General features: G+C 43.2%; 16 protein-coding genes and 2 tRNA genes. 5 read left to right on the forward strand and 13 right to left on the reverse strand.

Translation table 11 applies throughout. The annotated features are described in order from the left end of the window. Window positions 1-27 precede the first annotated feature (27 nt). The 5 genes from ACHLI0_RS19615 to ACHLI0_RS19635 all read right to left on the reverse strand — a co-directional run bounded on the left by ACHLI0_RS19615 (window position 28) and on the right by ACHLI0_RS19635 (window position 2,908). Window positions 28-1,287, reverse strand: coding sequence for a Gfo/Idh/MocA family protein (locus ACHLI0_RS19615; RefSeq protein WP_055216856.1), 1,260 nt, complete (start codon window positions 1,285-1,287; stop codon window positions 28-30). Window positions 1,288-1,348: 61 nt separating this feature from the next. Continuing rightward, window positions 1,349-1,421, reverse strand: a tRNA-Gly gene (locus ACHLI0_RS19620). 8 nt (window positions 1,422-1,429) lie between these two features. Beyond that, window positions 1,430-1,512: transfer RNA gene (locus ACHLI0_RS19625), tRNA-Tyr, on the reverse strand. 50 nt (window positions 1,513-1,562) lie between these two features. Further along, complete coding sequence (gene ribH / locus ACHLI0_RS19630) at window positions 1,563-2,057, reverse strand: 6,7-dimethyl-8-ribityllumazine synthase (protein ID WP_008764452.1); 495 nt, start codon at window positions 2,055-2,057, stop codon at window positions 1,563-1,565. Window positions 2,058-2,224: 167 nt separating this feature from the next. Then, window positions 2,225-2,908: a tetratricopeptide repeat protein gene (locus ACHLI0_RS19635; RefSeq protein ID WP_008759931.1), complete on the reverse strand. Its 684-nt coding sequence runs from the start codon at window positions 2,906-2,908 to the stop codon at window positions 2,225-2,227. A 161-nt stretch (window positions 2,909-3,069) separates the two neighbouring features. Between ACHLI0_RS19635 and recF the strand changes: the two genes are divergently transcribed. Together recF and ACHLI0_RS19645 are read left to right on the forward strand one after the other, a co-directional pair. Next, window positions 3,070-4,179, forward strand: a complete 1,110-nt coding sequence (recF, locus tag ACHLI0_RS19640; RefSeq protein ID WP_055216859.1) for a DNA replication/repair protein RecF — start codon at window positions 3,070-3,072, stop codon at window positions 4,177-4,179. Continuing rightward, complete coding sequence (locus ACHLI0_RS19645; RefSeq protein WP_008764453.1) at window positions 4,176-4,463, forward strand: DciA family protein; 288 nt, start codon at window positions 4,176-4,178, stop codon at window positions 4,461-4,463. Before recF ends, ACHLI0_RS19645 begins: the two co-directional genes overlap by 4 nt. Here the strand turns inward: ACHLI0_RS19645 and ACHLI0_RS19650 are convergent. The 7 genes from ACHLI0_RS19650 to gap all read right to left on the reverse strand — a co-directional run bounded on the left by ACHLI0_RS19650 (window position 4,450) and on the right by gap (window position 11,713). Next, entirely contained in the window at window positions 4,450-5,241 is a 792-nt protein-coding gene (locus ACHLI0_RS19650; protein WP_055216861.1) for a histidinol-phosphatase, read from the reverse strand. The genes ACHLI0_RS19645 and ACHLI0_RS19650 overlap by 14 nt on opposite strands. Then, the gene (locus tag ACHLI0_RS19655; protein ID WP_490749888.1) at window positions 5,186-5,746 is read right to left on the reverse strand and encodes a 5-formyltetrahydrofolate cyclo-ligase; all 561 of its coding nucleotides are present in this window, start codon (window positions 5,744-5,746) and stop codon (window positions 5,186-5,188) included. Before ACHLI0_RS19655 ends, ACHLI0_RS19650 begins: the two co-directional genes overlap by 56 nt. Then, window positions 5,688-7,436 carry a S41 family peptidase gene (locus ACHLI0_RS19660; RefSeq protein WP_048692196.1) on the reverse strand — a complete coding sequence of 583 codons (1,749 nt, stop codon included), beginning with the start codon at window positions 7,434-7,436 and terminating at the stop codon, window positions 5,688-5,690. The genes ACHLI0_RS19655 and ACHLI0_RS19660 overlap by 59 nt, the downstream gene beginning before the upstream one ends. A gap of 31 nt (window positions 7,437-7,467) precedes the next feature. Then, window positions 7,468-7,917: a dCMP deaminase family protein gene (locus ACHLI0_RS19665; protein WP_016268480.1), complete on the reverse strand. Its 450-nt coding sequence runs from the start codon at window positions 7,915-7,917 to the stop codon at window positions 7,468-7,470. Window positions 7,918-7,935: 18 nt separating this feature from the next. Then, window positions 7,936-8,433, reverse strand: coding sequence for a DUF4847 family protein (locus tag ACHLI0_RS19670; protein WP_016268479.1), 498 nt, complete (start codon window positions 8,431-8,433; stop codon window positions 7,936-7,938). Between the two features lie 24 nt (window positions 8,434-8,457). After that, window positions 8,458-10,521 (reverse strand): M3 family metallopeptidase, encoded by a 2,064-nt coding sequence (locus ACHLI0_RS19675; protein WP_490750173.1) that lies wholly within the window; start codon window positions 10,519-10,521, stop codon window positions 8,458-8,460. Between the two features lie 181 nt (window positions 10,522-10,702). After that, window positions 10,703-11,713 carry a type I glyceraldehyde-3-phosphate dehydrogenase gene (gap, locus tag ACHLI0_RS19680; protein WP_016268477.1) on the reverse strand — a complete coding sequence of 337 codons (1,011 nt, stop codon included), beginning with the start codon at window positions 11,711-11,713 and terminating at the stop codon, window positions 10,703-10,705. A gap of 142 nt (window positions 11,714-11,855) precedes the next feature. Between gap and mscL the strand changes: the two genes are divergently transcribed. Together mscL and guaA are read left to right on the forward strand one after the other, a co-directional pair. Continuing rightward, window positions 11,856-12,302: a large-conductance mechanosensitive channel protein MscL gene (mscL, locus tag ACHLI0_RS19685; protein WP_008759941.1), complete on the forward strand. Its 447-nt coding sequence runs from the start codon at window positions 11,856-11,858 to the stop codon at window positions 12,300-12,302. A gap of 205 nt (window positions 12,303-12,507) precedes the next feature. Continuing rightward, on the forward strand, window positions 12,508-14,031 hold the full coding sequence (gene guaA / locus ACHLI0_RS19690; RefSeq protein ID WP_413590379.1) for a glutamine-hydrolyzing GMP synthase: 1,524 nt from the start codon (window positions 12,508-12,510) through the stop codon (window positions 14,029-14,031). A gap of 170 nt (window positions 14,032-14,201) precedes the next feature. Here guaA and ACHLI0_RS19695 read toward each other — a convergent pair whose 3' ends face one another. Continuing rightward, window positions 14,202-14,489: a hypothetical protein gene (locus ACHLI0_RS19695; RefSeq protein ID WP_055229305.1), complete on the reverse strand. Its 288-nt coding sequence runs from the start codon at window positions 14,487-14,489 to the stop codon at window positions 14,202-14,204. Between the two features lie 487 nt (window positions 14,490-14,976). Between ACHLI0_RS19695 and ACHLI0_RS19700 the strand changes: the two genes are divergently transcribed. Continuing rightward, a complete protein-coding gene (locus tag ACHLI0_RS19700) occupies window positions 14,977-16,449 on the forward strand; it encodes a hypothetical protein (RefSeq protein ID WP_234118265.1) in 1,473 nt (490 codons plus the stop codon). The last annotated feature ends 6 nt before the right edge of the window (window positions 16,450-16,455 follow it).

Consider the following 16,455-nt stretch of genomic DNA (forward strand, 5'->3'; position numbering starts at 1 on the left):
AGTTTAATTGGGGTAAATAGGTAAAATCTAATGTTTGTGTTTTTCCCAGACACCTCTGGTGAAATCCGGTATTTCTACAGGAATACTTCCGTTCAATACCGACTTCTCGCTTAATTCGGTGATACACGACCATTCGGCTGCATCATAAACGTCCATGTCAAGGGGAAGTCCGTTGCGCAGGCAATATATTAACCGATAATCCATTACATAGTTCATTTCGTTCGGTAATCCTTTACGATGTGCTTCCTCGCCGATGGTGGCGCTAAAAGGGTGTTTATAGAGAGTTAATACTTGTTCAAGTGCTTCGCCTTCAAGCGGAGTATCTCCATGAGAATCCAGGGCAATGCATGGTACCGGATATTTTTGTGCAAAGCCGAGTGTGCCGCATACTGTTTGCAGGCGACTGTAAGGGCGGGGAGTCGAAACATTATACTGAAGCATGATCGTTTTCCCTTTGGCGGTATGGATAAGCGTGGTGTTGACATCTCCCAGTTTATACTTTTGACGGGCTTCCGGTGAGTTCTCTCCGAATCTTTTCCGCGCATACTCGCTCATGCCGGCCTGATGGGTGGACATGGATACGAGATATTCCATCCTGTCATTGCGGTGGATGTCGAGGATTTGACAGGCAGGCCCTAGTCCGTGGGTGGGGTAGGGATTGCCTGTATGTTCGATACTGTATCTTTTTCCCCAGTGATTGTGGTAACCGCCTTCGCTCTCTTCGGCAAAATACATGGAACGGAGATCGTGAATATATGCTCCTTCTACATGCATTATTTCTCCGAGTACACCTTGACGTGCCATTTCGAGAGTAGTCAGGGCAAAAGGGTCATAACAGCAATTTTCCAGCATGATACAGTGGCGTCTTGTCTTTTCTGCTGTATCGACCAGTTGCCAGCATTCGGCTACATTCATGGCGGCAGGAACTTCGATAGCTACATGTTTGCCGCATTCCATTGCATAGGTTGCCATTTGGGTGTGAGTGAGCCAATCTGTACAGACAAAGACTAAATCCAGATCGTTGCATTCACACATCCTTCGCCAGCCGTCCGGTCCGGTATATCCCATGGCTTCTGGATGCTTTGCTTCTTTTAGTATGAGTTGGGCTTTGTTCAAGTTGCCTTCTCTGATTTCGCAGAGAGCTTTGATTTCAGTTCCTTCTATTTGCAGATAACGTTGCAGGGTAAGTAGCCCTCGATTCCCCAATCCTATAATTCCGATGCGGACAATTGGGATAGGGGGGTGTGCCAATTGCAGTACGCTTGATTGCGTTGGAGAATCTTTCATGTTCTTAGAGGTTTAAAGTAATACAAAAAAGAGAATCTAATTTCTCAGATTCTCTTTGAAGAGCGGAAGACGGGGCTCAAACCCGCGACCCTCAGCTTGGAAGGCTAATGCTCTATCAACTGAGCTACTTCCGCAATTTTTGTGGGCAAAGATGGATTCGAACCACCGAAGTCGAAAGACAGCAGATTTACAGTCTGCCCCATTTGGCCACTCTGGTATTTGCCCTTTTTTGCTTTTGAGGAGGTTTGTTTCTCAATTGCGGTGCAAAGATACAACTATTTATTTAAACTCCAAACAAAATCGATCATTTTTATTGCAGAAATTGCACATTCATCTCCTTTGTTACCCAGTTTGCCACCGGCGCGATCCTCTGCTTGCTCCATTGTATTGGTAGTAATTAATCCGTAAATGACTGGTATGTCGCCAGTTGCGTTTAATTCGGTAATTCCTTGAGTCGCTCCCATACAAACATAATCAAAATGTGGAGTATCTCCTTTAATTACGCAACCAATTGCAATAATTGCATCCACATCGCAATTTTCCATCATTTGATTGGCGCCGAAAGTTAGTTCGAAACTTCCCGGTACAGTTTTTACCAGAATATTTTCATCTTTCACTCCATGTTTTTTTAATGTATTGACTGCGCCGTTCAGTAAGGCTCCGGTAATATTGAAATTCCATTCGGATACGACGATGCCGAATTTCATGTTTTCAGCGTTTGGTACAGAGTTGAAATCGTATTCGGATAAGTTATGGTATGCTGTTGCCATAATTGTAGTAATTAAAGTGGGTTATAAATACATGATTTTAAAAAGGCACGGATTACACGGATTTCACGGTAGCTTCGCATAATTGCATTAGTACATATTGTGCGTACTAAAAACCGTGAAATCCGTGTAATCCGTGCCTAACCTTCTATTATATATAATAAGGTATATTATTTCTTCATCAATTTAGCCTGTTCGATGTACTTGTCGATGTCCATAGCCTGGTAAGACTGGAAGTATTTGTCCTTGATCTTAGTATACGCATTAACGGCATCATCATACTTTCCTTGTTTCACCAGGATTTCACCGGCTTGCATCAAGAAGATAGGGCTTAATGAGTTATTGTCAGCTTTGTCTGCTGCAGAGAGCAGGGTAGAAGCGGCTTTGTCCAGCTGACCCAGTTGTGCGTAGCAGTTTCCTGTTGCGCCGAGGATAGCGGGAGCTACCATCTGGTCGCCTCCGTTGAAGCCGTCGAGCATCTTCACTGCTTCGTCATATTTACCCAGTTGTGCGTAGCAGATTCCTGCATATGCTTTTGCCAGATTAGCGGCTTTAGTTCCGCTATATTCGTCGGCAACTTTGAGGAAACCTACATAACCAATACTATCACCGTTCAGTGCTTGTTCATAAGCATCTTGTTCAAAGTATTCCTGTCCTTTGAAAAGAGCAGCCTGTGCCTTTTCTTCACGTGGCTCAGCATAGAGGTTCTTGTACATGATAAAACCTGCTACGATGATAATCACGGCTACAACACCGCCGATGATTGCGTTTTTGTACTTAACAAGAAATGCTTCCGATTGTGTCAGTGCATCTTCTACGTTCAGATGTTCGTTCTGATTCTTTTGTTCTGCCATTTTTATATGATTCTTTTTGTTATTATTCATCGTTTGATAATTCGACTCGCAAAAGTAGTTTTTTTATATCTACAAACGAAATTTAGAGGCATCTTTTTTTGTTTTACGCTCGAAAACCTCGAAAAACTTGCTACTTTTGTGAACAAATTAACGCGTATACAATGATACTGAAACGGATATCCATATTAAACTATAAGAATCTGGAACAGGTAGAGATCGGATTCTCCGCCAAACTGAATTGTTTCTTCGGACAGAACGGGATGGGAAAGACGAATCTGCTCGATGCAGTGTACTTTTTATCTTTCTGCAAGAGTTCGGGTAATCCGATTGATTCGCAGAACATTCGGCATGATCAGGATTTCTTTGTTATTCAGGGCTTTTATGAGGCGGAAGATGGCACACCGGAGGAGATTTACTGCGGAATGAAGCGTCGTTCGAAAAAGCAATTCAAACGGAATAAAAAGGAGTATAGCCGCTTTTCCGATCATATCGGCTTTCTGCCGTTAGTGATGGTTTCGCCTGCCGATTCGGAGTTGATAGCCGGAGGAAGTGACGAACGGCGCCGCTTTATGGACGTCGTGATCTCTCAGTATGATAAGGAATATCTGGAAGCATTGATACGCTATAATAAGGCATTGGCACAGCGTAATACCTTATTAAAAAGTGAATTTCCGGTAGAAGAGGAATTGTTCCTGGTTTGGGAGGAGATGATGGCGCAAGCGGGTGAAATTGTTTTTCGCAAGCGGGAGGCGTTTATCGAAGAGTTTATTCCTATTTTCCAGTCGTTCTATTCTTTTATTTCCCAGGATAAAGAGCAGGTGGGGCTGTCTTATGATTCGCATGCACGGGATGCTTCTTTGCTGGAAGTACTGAAGCAAAGCCGGGAACGGGATAAAATTATGGGATTCTCTTTGCGGGGGATTCATAAAGATGAACTGAATATGCTGTTGGGCGACTTTCCGATCAAGAAGGAAGGTTCGCAGGGACAGAATAAAACGTATTTGGTAGCGTTGAAGCTGGCGCAGTTCGACTTCTTGAAACGTACGGGGCAGACCGTCCCTTTATTGCTGTTGGATGATATCTTTGATAAACTGGATGCTTCGCGGGTAGAGCAGATTGTCAAGCTGGTGGCTGGTGACAACTTCGGACAGATATTTATAACGGATACCAACCGTGAACATCTGGATCGTATTCTGCAGAAGGTAGGCAGCGATTATAAAGTATTCCGCGTAGATCAGGGTGTAATTAATGAAATGGGAGCAGAACAATGAAACGTAACGATGCCGAGCAGATAGGAAAACTGATTCAGCAATACCTGCGTCAGGAGAGTCTGGAGTCTCCTCTCAATGAGCAGCGGTTGCTGGATGCCTGGCCGCAGGTGTTGGGACCGGCGGCAAGCTATACCAGTAATCTCTATATCCGTAACCAGACGCTGTATGTACATCTCACTTCCGCCGCCCTTCGTCAGGAACTGATGATGGGACGGGAACTTCTGGTGCGTACTCTGAATCAGAGAGTAGGGGCTACGGTTATCACAAACATTATTTTTCGTTGAGGAAAGGAATTCTGTCTGTCACTTTCATCCCCAGCTTTTGGAGTGTCTCATTTGCCCGGTCATAGTAGAACGGAGTTTCAAGATATTGGTTGTTGTGGGCATCCACTCCGATAATGGCGGTGCAGCCTTCGTGTGCTGCTATTTCCCAAAAAGCAGGGTGGGGAATGGTTGTTATTCCATGTTCATCGTTGTAGTCTTCGTAACCTATATTATATTCCAGGGGCAGGTTCAAGCGGGCTGCTGTCCGGCAGATGTGTCTGCTGACAAGTTTACAATGACGGTCGAATTCAGGATATGAACGCATGAACAGGTCGGGATGTGCCAGATAGGCAAACAAGCCGCTTTCCATCCCTTCAATCGCACTCTCTTCATAAAGTTCAAGCATATCTACCGTATGGGTATTTCGCCCGAAATAAGGAAACTTCTCATCTGTATGGAAATGGTGGTTGCCGAAGATGATGTAATCCAGTTGATACTCCTTGATAACTCCTTTCAGCCAGGGAATATACTCCGGAAAATATTCACATTCCAAGCCGATTTTAATGCTGATTTGATCTTTATATTTCTTTTGTAGCGAGCGGAGGCTTTCTACATACTCCGGCAGTTCTTCGGGAGTCATCCGGATGTCGGATACATAATCGGTATGGTATTTCCATGGTGTGTGGTCAGAGAAACCAAGTTCCTGATAGCCGCCTTTGATGGCGCTTAAAACAAATTCTTCGTCACTCCCTGTCGCATGGAGGCAGCGGGTGGTGTGGGTGTGATAATTCGTCCTCATTACTTGTTATAATTATGTCCATGCAGATGTCGAATGCTTCTGCCGGAACTTCTTCTACTATTTGAAATGGGAAGCAGATGCCTGCTTTATAAGCTGCGGGGATACGTGGCAGCAAACGGTCATAATAGCCTTTTCCCCTCCCCAGCCGGTTTCCTTTCCGGTCGAAAGCTACACCGGGAACGGCAATAAAGTCTATGTCTGCATAGTCCGTAAATGTTTCTCCAACAGGCTCTTTAATACCGTAAGTGCCGGTTGCCATATCCTCGGGACCGGTATAGAGGCGTAATTCCAATTCATCACCGACAACTACCGGAAGTAATATCCGTTTCTCATTGCTCCATTTCCGGATAAACGCATGCGTGTCTACTTCATCTTTGAGCGAATGGTAGAGCAATACAGTAGTTGCCGCCCTGAAAGCCGGGTGGGCTTCGAGGGCGGCAAGTATTTTAGCTGATTGAAGCTTCTGCAAAGTCGAAGATGCGTGTCGGATCTTCAGTGATGCCATAAGCTTGCGCAGTTCTTTTTTTCTTTCCATCTTTATTATCTTTCGTCACTTCCTCTTCTGTCTCGGCGGGTGCTTTTGGGAAAGCTTCTCCCTTTTCGAGCAGTTCTATACCTTGTTGTACTGTAGCATCCGATTTATTGAAGTATTTCAGATAAGCTTCCAGTCCCAGCATATTATAGATAATGTTGCCGTATATATTCGCTTCCAGTCGTTTATACGATTTCTGGATCAGAATATTCCTTCTCTTTACACCTTTCGAGTCGGCAAAGCGGATGAACTGCTCTACCAGACCTTGGTGACGGAGATAATTCAGCAGGTCTTCTTCCGTTTCATACTGGCTCAGCTTCTTCCGATTATTGTCCGTGTATTGGAAAGTAAACTGAAGAGTTAGTCCGCGGTTGATTACTGATGAGAGATAAGAAGTGACTCCGGTAGTATCTTGTGGTACAAATACGTCCGGCATGATACCGCCACCACCATAAACAGTGCGTCCCAGGCTGGTGAGATAGCGTTCGTTTTCGTTCAGCTTGATGCTGTCGCGTGAGAAGAACTCACCGTGTTCGTAGCGGTTGTATATGTCTAGTTCATAATTCTTGTCTTTACCACTTTCGTAAGGACGTTGGATGCAACGCCCTGAAGGAGTATAATAGCGGGCGATAGTCAGGCGGATAGCAGAGCCGTCGCTGAAGTCAATCGGTTGTTGTACCAGTCCTTTTCCGAAGGAACGGCGTCCTACCACTGTACCGCGGTCATTATCCTGAATTGCTCCGGTAAAGATTTCGCTGGCAGAAGCAGAACCCTCGTCAATCAATACAACGAGTGGCATTTTCTGGCAACTGCCCGTACCGTTGGCAAATTCTTCCGCACGGGGATATTTACGTCCTTGTGTATATACAATCAGTTTACCTTCGGGCAGGAATTCATTCACCATGCGGATGGCAGCTTCCATGTATCCTCCTGTATTGCCGCGAAGGTCAATAATCAGTCCTTTACATTTCTTATGATTGAGCTGAGCCAAGGCGTTAAGCAATTCTACGTGGCTTGTCCGTCCGAATTTGCTGACTTTTACATAACCGATATCATCGTTCAGCATATAGGCAGCGTCTACTGTATTTTGAGGAATGTCTCCGCGGGTGATGGTGAAGTCCAGCAATTTCGGTTCTCCTACGCGTTTGACACCCAGTTTCACCTGCGATCCCTTAGGACCTTTCAGTGTGCGCATGGCTAGTTCGTTGTTCAACTTTTTGCCTACAAATAAACTGTCGTCTACATTAACGATGCGGTCGCCCGCCATGAGTCCCACTTTTTCAGATGGGCCTCCCTGGATAACGGCATTCACATGAATCGTATCATTCTGTATCGTAAACTGGATACCGATTCCGCTGAAACTGCCTTCCAGTTCCGAATTGACTTCTTCGAGATTCTGTGCAGGGATGTAAGTGGAGTGCGGGTCCAGTTCTGCCAGGATCTGTGGCATAGCCTTCTCCACGAGGTCGGTCATGTTTACGGTGTCTACATATTGATCATCTACGATTCTCAACAGCGCATTCAGCTTGTTGGAAGAACCGTTGATGATACCCAGACGGTTGCCGGCGAAGTGCTTGGCATAAAATGTACCGATAAGAATACCGGCCACCACGCTGATAGCTATGATGATAGGCGTAAAACGTGAAGAGTTTCTTGTACTCATGTCTATTCCTTTTTTTAAAACGTTCGTTTTATTATTTGTTTGGAGAAGAATCTTCGTTCATTTCTGTATAGATAACTTCGATTCCTGCCCGTTTTAATAGTTCTATTCCATCTTCGAGGCGGTAATGTTCGGAGTAGACTACCCGTTTGATTCCTGCCTGTATGATTAACTTTGCACATTCGATACAAGGTGAGGCGGTGACGTACATCGTGGCACCGTTGCTGCTGTTGTTCGAGCGTGCTATCTTGGTGATAGCGTTTGCTTCCGCATGGAGAACATAAGGTTTTGTCAGGTTATTCTCGTCCTCGCAAACGTTTTCGAAGCCCGAAGGAGTACCATTGTATCCGTCGGAGATAATCATTTTGTCTTTGACGATCAACGCTCCTACCTTACGACGCTGGCAATAAGAGTTTTCCGCCCAGATGCTTGCCATACGTATGTAACGTTTGTCCAGTTCCAATTGTTTCTTTTCCGTGTCCATCTTGTTTCAATTCTAGTCTTAGTTTGGAGCGAATACGAGACAGAGGCTTTCTTTATCAGTCTGGTAATAAAGATATAGGTTCCGGCTGTCCGATCCTTTGTAAGAATTTGCTTTTTTCATGCCTTCCAGTATCTTTTCGGCGATGCGGTCTTTGCTGTCGATGGGAGTTCCCTTTTCCACTTTCATCCCGAATTCCTGGTTTTTGCCGTTCGCACTCCAGGTTCCGTTGGCGTTGATTGCGCCGCTGCCTGTAAATGTACCTTGTATTATATCATCCTCTACAGTACCGGAAAAAACCAGCATGAAAGTTTTCTTTCCATCTGCATATTCCATGATGTTGCTATCATCCACATCCGCAAATTTATACCATCCATGACCGTTGGCTTTGGTGATATAAGTCAGTTTCCATGTCTTGCCGGTGAAGATGCCGGCTACATCATCCGTATCATTACATCCGGAAAACATCGGAAGCAATAACAGCAATCCTAATACTTTAAGTATCAATCTCTTCTTCATGTCCAATTCTCTCCTATTTTAATTTTATTGTTTCTTTATGCCGTTTCGGATCAGCAATGCGTCAATGGTAGGCTCCTGCCCGCGGAAGCGTTTGTAAAGTACCATCGGGTGTTCTGTTCCTCCTTTCGACAGGATATTGTTGCGGAACGAATCTGCTACTTCACGGTTGAAGATTCCTTGTTGTTTGAACAGTGAGAACGCATCCGCATCCAGCACTTCTGCCCATTTATAACTGTAATATCCTGCGGAATATCCTCCGGCAAAGATATGGGAGAATTGTGTACTCATGCAGGCTTCTTTGACTATCGGCAATACTTGTGCGTCTTTCCAAGCTTCCTGTTCATAGGCTTTTACATCGCCCTCGAAAGGAGTGCTGCGGGTGTACCATGCCATATCGAGCAGACCGAAGCTCACTTGTCTCAGGCAGGTATAGGCTGCATTGAAGTTCGAAGCATCCACGAGTCTCTGTATCAGTTCATCCGGAAGCACTTCTCCGGTTTCATAATGACGGGCAAAGGTATTGAGAAATTCTTTCTCGATGGCAAAGTTTTCCATGATCTGTGAAGGAAGTTCCACAAAGTCCCAATATACGTTTGTTCCGCTTAGACTCTGATAGGTTGAGTTGGCAAACATACCATGCAGGCTGTGCCCGAACTCATGCAGGAATGTCTCCACTTCGTTGAAAGTTAGCAAAGCAGGTTTGCTTTCGGTCGGCTTGGTGAAGTTCATCACTACAGATATATGCGGTCGGCTGTCTTCACCGGTTACGGGATCTATCCATTGTTCCTTGTAACTGGTCATCCAGGCTCCGGCGCGTTTTCCGGGACGGGGATGGAAGTCAGTGTACAATACAGACAGGAACTTGCCGTCTTTGTCGAATACCTCGTAGGCTTCAACATCTTTGTGATAAACCGGGATTTCCGTATTTTTCCGGAAAGTGATTCCGTAGAGTCTTTCTGCCAGTCCGAATACTCCTTTTTTTACTTGTTCCAGTTCGAAGTAAGGACGGAGCATTTCTTCATTGATATTGAATTTCTTGTTTTTCAGTTTATTGGAATAGTAGCTCCAGTCCCAGGGCATGACAATGAAGTCATCACCTTGTTCCTCACGTGCCAGTTCCTGTACTTCGAGATATTCTTTCTGTGCGGTGGGAGTGTAGGCTTCCAATAACTGGTTGAGCAGCTTATATACGGCATCGCTGTTTTCAGCCATTCGTTTTTTGAGGGTATATTCCGCATAATCTTTATATCCTAGTAGCTGGGCTATTTTCATGCGTGTATTAACCAGCTTCTTTACGATTTCGATATTGTTGAATTCGTTATCGTGCGTACACTTTGTATTATATGCGATGTAGAGCTTATGACGCAGCTCGCGGTTGTCGGCATAAGTCATGAAAGGCACATAACTTGGAGCGTGCAGGGTGAAAGCCCATCCTTCTTTATCCTCACTTCTGGCTGTTTCGGCAGCAGCTTCTACGATGATTTCCGGCAGTCCGGCAATGCTGGCTTTGTCTGTCAGAAGCATCTGATACCTGTTTGTCTCCTTCAGGTTGTTTTCACTGAAGTCGAGTGTCAGTTTGCTCAGTTCGTTGGTCAGTTGTCGGTATTGTTCACGGGCTTCCCCTTCGAGGTTGGCACCGTGGCGTACAAAACTGTCGTATATATCGTCTAGCAGGCGATTCTGTTCCTGAGTCAGTTGCAGAGATTGTTTTTGTCCGTACACTTCTTTCACGCGGGCAAACAACTTCTCATTCAGTGTGATGTTGTTGCTGTGTTCGCTGAGTAGCGGCATGATTTTCTGAGCCAATGCCTGTAAGTCGTCATTGGTTTCAGCACTAAGCATATTGCCGAATACGGCAGTTACTTTGTCCAGCAGCCTTCCGGATTGTTCGTAGGCTTCTATTGTATTTGTAAATGTCGCCTTCTCCGGGTTTTGTATGATCGCATCAAGTTCCGCATTCTGTTGTTTGATTCCTTCGAGGATGGCAGGCTCATAATGCTCTGTTTTAATCCGGTCAAAGGGTACAGTACCATGCGGTGTCTGATACTGACCGAAGAAAGGATTCTGAGCGTTCAGTATATTGTTCATGGTGTAAACTAGTATCAATGTTATTAATATTCTCTTCATAATTCTCTTCATAGAAGTACAAAACTACTAAAATTGTAGGTTATACCACGGATAATACCTTGCTTTTTAACAATATATAAAATGAAGACAAAAAAACCGCTACGGTTTCCCGCAGCGGTTTCCTATATGTTTAGACTTCTAATTAAGCGTTAACTGATGCCATGTGAGCGATCAAGTCAAGAACTTTGTTAGAGTAACCGATTTCGTTGTCATACCAAGATACAACTTTTACGAAAGTGTCAGTCAAAGCGATACCAGCTTTAGCATCGAAGATAGAAGTACGAGCGTCACCCAAGAAGTCAGAAGAAACTACTGCATCTTCAGTGTAACCCAGAATACCCTTCAATTCGCCTTCAGAAGCTTCTTTCATAGCAGCGCAGATTTCAGCGTAAGTAGCCGGTTTAGCCAAGTTAACAGTCAAGTCAACTACAGAAACGTCCAAAGTAGGAACGCGCATAGACATACCAGTCAATTTACCGTTCAAAGCCGGGATTACTTTACCTACAGCTTTAGCAGCACCAGTAGAAGAAGGGATGATGTTGCCAGAAGCAGCACGACCACCTCTCCAGTCTTTCATAGAAGGACCGTCAACTGTTTTCTGAGTAGCAGTTGTAGAGTGAACTGTAGTCATCAAACCGTCAAGGATACCGAACTTGTCGTTCAATACTTTAGCGATAGGAGCCAGACAGTTAGTAGTACAAGAAGCGTTAGAAACGAACTGAGTACCTTTCACGTATGTTTTTTCGTTTACACCGCAAACGAACATCGGAGTGTCATCTTTAGAAGGAGCTGACATTACAACATATTTTGCACCAGCTTCGATATGAGCCTGAGCTTTGTCTTTGCTCAAGAACAAACCTGTAGATTCAACAACGTATTCAGCACCTACAGCATCCCATTTCAAGTCAGCCGGGTTTCTTTCTGCAGTGATGCGGATAGCCTGACCGTTAACGATCAATTTGCTGTTTTCAACATCTGCTTCGATAGTACCGTCGAATTGACCGTGCATTGTGTCATACTTCAGCATGTAAGCCAAGTAGTCTACCGGGCAAAGGTCGTTGATACCTACGATTTGAATATCGTTTCTTTTCATTGCAGCGCGGAAAACGAAACGTCCGATACGTCCGAATCCATTAATACCTACTTTAATCATTTTGTTTAAACTTTTAAGGGTTTTATAATATTTGTTCAAATATCTCTCAGCTCGCGCATTTGTTTTATTTTCAAATGCGGTGCAAAATTACAAAAATGTTTTTATATTCGCATATTAAATTCACATTAAATATTGAAAAAAGATGGGAAAGAGCACATTTTTACAAGACTTTAAGGCGTTTGCTATGAAAGGGAACGTCATTGACATGGCTGTCGGTGTAGTTATCGGCGGCGCGTTTGGGAAGATCGTATCGTCACTGGTGGCGAATGTTATTATGCCCCCAATAGGTTTATTGGTTGGTGGTGTGAACTTTACAGATCTGAAATGGGTAATGAAAGCGGCTGAAGTTGGAGCAGACGGTAAGGAGATTGCTCCTGCCGTATCTCTGGATTACGGACAATTTCTGCAAGCAACTTTTGACTTTCTGATTATAGCTTTTGCTATATTCCTATTTATACGTCTGATCACTAAACTGACCACGAAGAAGGCGGCAGAGGAAGCCCCGGCTGCTCCTCCTGCACCACCTGCTCCTACTAAAGAAGAGGTGTTGCTGACTGAGATTCGTGACTTGCTGAAAGAGAAGAAATAAGTACTTGTATAATGAATAGGAGATTCTGTTTTGAGTCTCCTATTTATTATATATAAGTCTCTCTGACATCGTTTCCCTTTTCGGATTTTATGTTGTCCGATGATATATTTCTCTCGTAAATTTCGATTTTTCTGTTTATTCTTCTATCTTTTTGCCTACTTTTTTCTACTTTTGCAAATCATTTATTCAAAATCCAACCATTGATATGCAGGAGAAAATAATAATTCTTGATTTCGGTTCGCAGACAACACAGCTGATTGGTCGTCGCGTACGCGAACTGGACACGTATTGCGAAATTGTTCCTTATAACAAGTTTCCTAAAGAAGATCCGACAATTAAAGGAGTCGTCCTTTCCGGAAGTCCTTTTTCGGTTTATGATAAAGATGCCTTCAAAGTAGACTTGAGTGAGATTCGTGGTAAATATCCTATTTTGGGTATCTGCTATGGTGCACAGTTTATGGCGTATACTAACAATGGAAAAGTAGAACCGGCCGGTACACGTGAATATGGCCGTGCACATCTGACTTCTTTCTGCAAGGATAATGTGCTGTTTAAAGGAGTTCGTGAGAATACGCAGGTATGGATGAGTCATGGTGATACAATCACTGCTATCCCTGATAATTTTAAGAAGATTGCTTCAACGGATAAAGTGGATATCGCTGCTTATCAGGTTGAGGGTGAGAAGGTATGGGGCGTTCAGTTCCATCCGGAAGTGTTCCATAGCGAAGACGGGACGCAGATATTGAGGAACTTCGTAGTTGATGTTTGCGGATGCAAGCAAGACTGGTCGCCGGCTTCTTTCATCGAGAGTACGGTTGCTGAGTTGAAAGCTCAGTTAGGTGATGATAAAGTGGTGCTGGGATTGAGCGGTGGTGTCGATTCATCGGTTGCTGCTGTTTTGCTGAATAGAGCTATCGGTAAGAATCTGACTTGTATCTTCGTAGACCACGGTATGCTCCGTAAGAATGAGTTCAAGAATGTGATGAACGATTACGAATGCCTCGGGCTGAATGTAATTGGCGTGGATGCCAGCGAAAAGTTCTTTGCAGAGCTTGCAGGTGTGACGGAACCGGAGCGTAAACGTAAGATTATCGGTAAGGGCTTTATCGATGTATTCGATGTGGAAGCTCACAAAATAAAAGATGTGAAATGGCTGGCTCAGGGCACTATTTATCCAGACTGCATCGAATCATTGTCTATAACAGGTACAGTGATCAAGAGTCATCATAACGTAGGTGGTCTGCCCGAAAAAATGCACTTGAAGTTGTGCGAGCCGCTTCGTCTGTTGTTTAAGGATGAAGTTCGTCGTGTAGGTCGCGAGTTGGGTATGCCGGAACATCTGATTACTCGTCATCCATTCCCTGGCCCGGGTTTGGCTGTACGTATTCTTGGAGACATCACCCGTGAGAAAGTGCGTATCCTGCAAGATGCTGATGATATTTACATTCAGGGATTGCGCGACTGGGGATTGTATGATCAAGTATGGCAGGCAGGCGTTATCTTACTGCCGGTACAGTCTGTAGGTGTCATGGGAGATGAACGTACTTATGAAAGAGCGGTAGCATTGCGTGCCGTGACTTCTACTGATGCCATGACTGCCGACTGGGCGCATTTGCCATATGAATTCCTGGGTAAGATTTCGAATGATATTATTAATAAGGTGAAAGGTGTAAACCGCGTAACCTATGATATCAGTTCCAAGCCACCTGCAACTATTGAGTGGGAATAAGAGATTTTCTTGATTTATATAAAATTCCAGTATCGCAAGTTACTGGAATTTTTTTTATGTAATATAGCCTTTACTTCTTATTACGGCCTATTCGCCAGAGATTGTTGGTGAAGGAGAAAATATTATTATATATGGTAGAAATTAAGGTGTGCATTTTATTTCTTATGCATTTATTCTTTTGGGGATCTACTACCTTTTTTATTTAGTAAGTTTAGGAATATATATAGTTGTGCTTGGCTGTTATGATTCATTTTTATATTTAACAGATTGGGATAAGTTGCTCTAGAACTTGGTAATTTTATACCAATAAGTGTATTTTTTCCTGTTTTCATAGGCTTTTCAAAGGTTATTAAGTTTGTGTGCCACTTAAGACGGTGTAAAGTTATTAATAAAATTGGTAAACGCAATGTTTTTTTTATTTTAATTATCGGCAAACGGTATTTTTTTTGATTTTTCATTCTACTACTCAGATCGTAATAAGATAGATATAATCTTTTTATTGATGTATATTGTTGATTATCATGATTTTATTGTTTTGGTTACCAAGTTCTAGAGCGACTTATTCTAATCGGTCAATTACGACTATATTTTTTAATAATTATTTATGATAACGCGAAATTGTAGGCCGCCTCCGGGCAGTGATTAAATTTTTATTATCGTTTCTTCAGCATAGATCAGAACAGTGCTGAAGAGAGATTGAATTCATTAAAAATTTCAATACCCCCAAGAAAAACAAATGAATGATAACAGTCAAACACAACTATATATATTCCTAAACTTACTAAATATTAAGATAAAGCATACACACCCAAAAACAAACGTATTAGAGTAAAAATGCACATCTTATTTCTACCACATTATCATAATGCCTAGATATAGAATAGTAAGTTTTCTACTTATCCATATTAACCCAACTAATTATTAACCTTTAATCACAGAAAAACAATGCAAAAAAGAACTATTTTTTTGACATTTTTTGCCGCCGTATTTGTCTATCTGACTTCATGTTCGGATAGTAAGAATATAGGAAGTGCAGTATTCAATCCGGATCAACCTATTGAGGTGACCGGATTTTATCCGGATTCCGGTGGAATTGCCACCCCTATGATCGTCGAAGGCAGAAACTTCGGCTCAGACACTACCAATCTGAAAGTTTACTTTGAGGATGTGGATGGAATAAAGCATCCGGCAGGCTTAGTCAGCTCGAATGGAAGCAAAATCTACCTGTATGTTCCTTCAGGGTTAACGTACAAGAAAGAAATGAATCTTCTCGTTGCCCGAACGATGTCCGACGGAAAAGAATATGAAGGTCAAGCCAGAAAACAATTCATTTACAAGACTCAGACAAGTGTAACTACCGTAATAGGTCAAGCTTCACCGGATGCCGACCAGCCTACTGTGGGAGGAGATATAGCTACTTCTACATTGTCGGCACCCAACTACATTTGTTTGGACGATGAGGATAATATTTTTATTACCGAACGTCATGTTTGGCACGGAGGAGATAATTACCCATCCGTAACCTGTAAGAATGATAAAGGAGAGAACTCGAATGGAAATGTTGTCATGGCTTCTGTAAAGAGTAATTCAGTGCTTGTACTACAGTATGGTACGGCGGCCATACTAAATGCTCCTGCTTTCTCGGACATAGATAATACGATGTATGCTCCTGAAGATGGTGGCATGGGGTTCTATGCTTTGTCTAAAAGTGTAAGTTATGCACCTCGTCGTCTGACAGTGTTGCTGGATGATGCAACAAAGGATATTGCCGATAATAATTATAAACACTGTTTCGTGGTGAACAAACTCGACCATTACATTTATACGGTGATGGTAAGAGGCCAACTGGTCAGGATAAAACCGAATACCCGTACTTGTGAACTCCTGCTTAAGAAGGTAGGTACTTCCACCCGACCTGACGCCTGTGACTCATACTGTGCATTCAGCCCTGTCAAAGGACAGGAAAATATGCTTTACATCGCAATGGCTGAAGGTAATCAGATATGGAGAGTAGATGTCGGTAATTTGGAAGGTAAAGATATAAATACCTATCCTGGTGAGGGTTATGCCGGAAAAGCTATAGTAGAAGGACAAGTTGCAGGAAAAGGATGGGAAGATGGTCTACTGAGAAATGCCAAGTTTAATAATCCCCACCAGATCTGTTTTACGGAAGACGGTAAGTTGTATATCGCCGATTGTGGTAACAATTGTATACGAGTGATTGATACAAGATTGTCAATAGACAAAGCTACCGTAAGTACCCCTATCGGACTTCCGGGAATGAAGGGCTATAAAGACGGTGGTCCGGACATTGCTATGTTCAATCATCCTTTCGGAGTTGCTGTCAGTGCCGATGGACAAATCGTGTATGTTGCTGATACCGGAAATAAAGTGATTCGTAAATTGTCTATAGAATAACCTTTT

The organism is Bacteroides sp. RCH18, assembly GCF_058231005.1.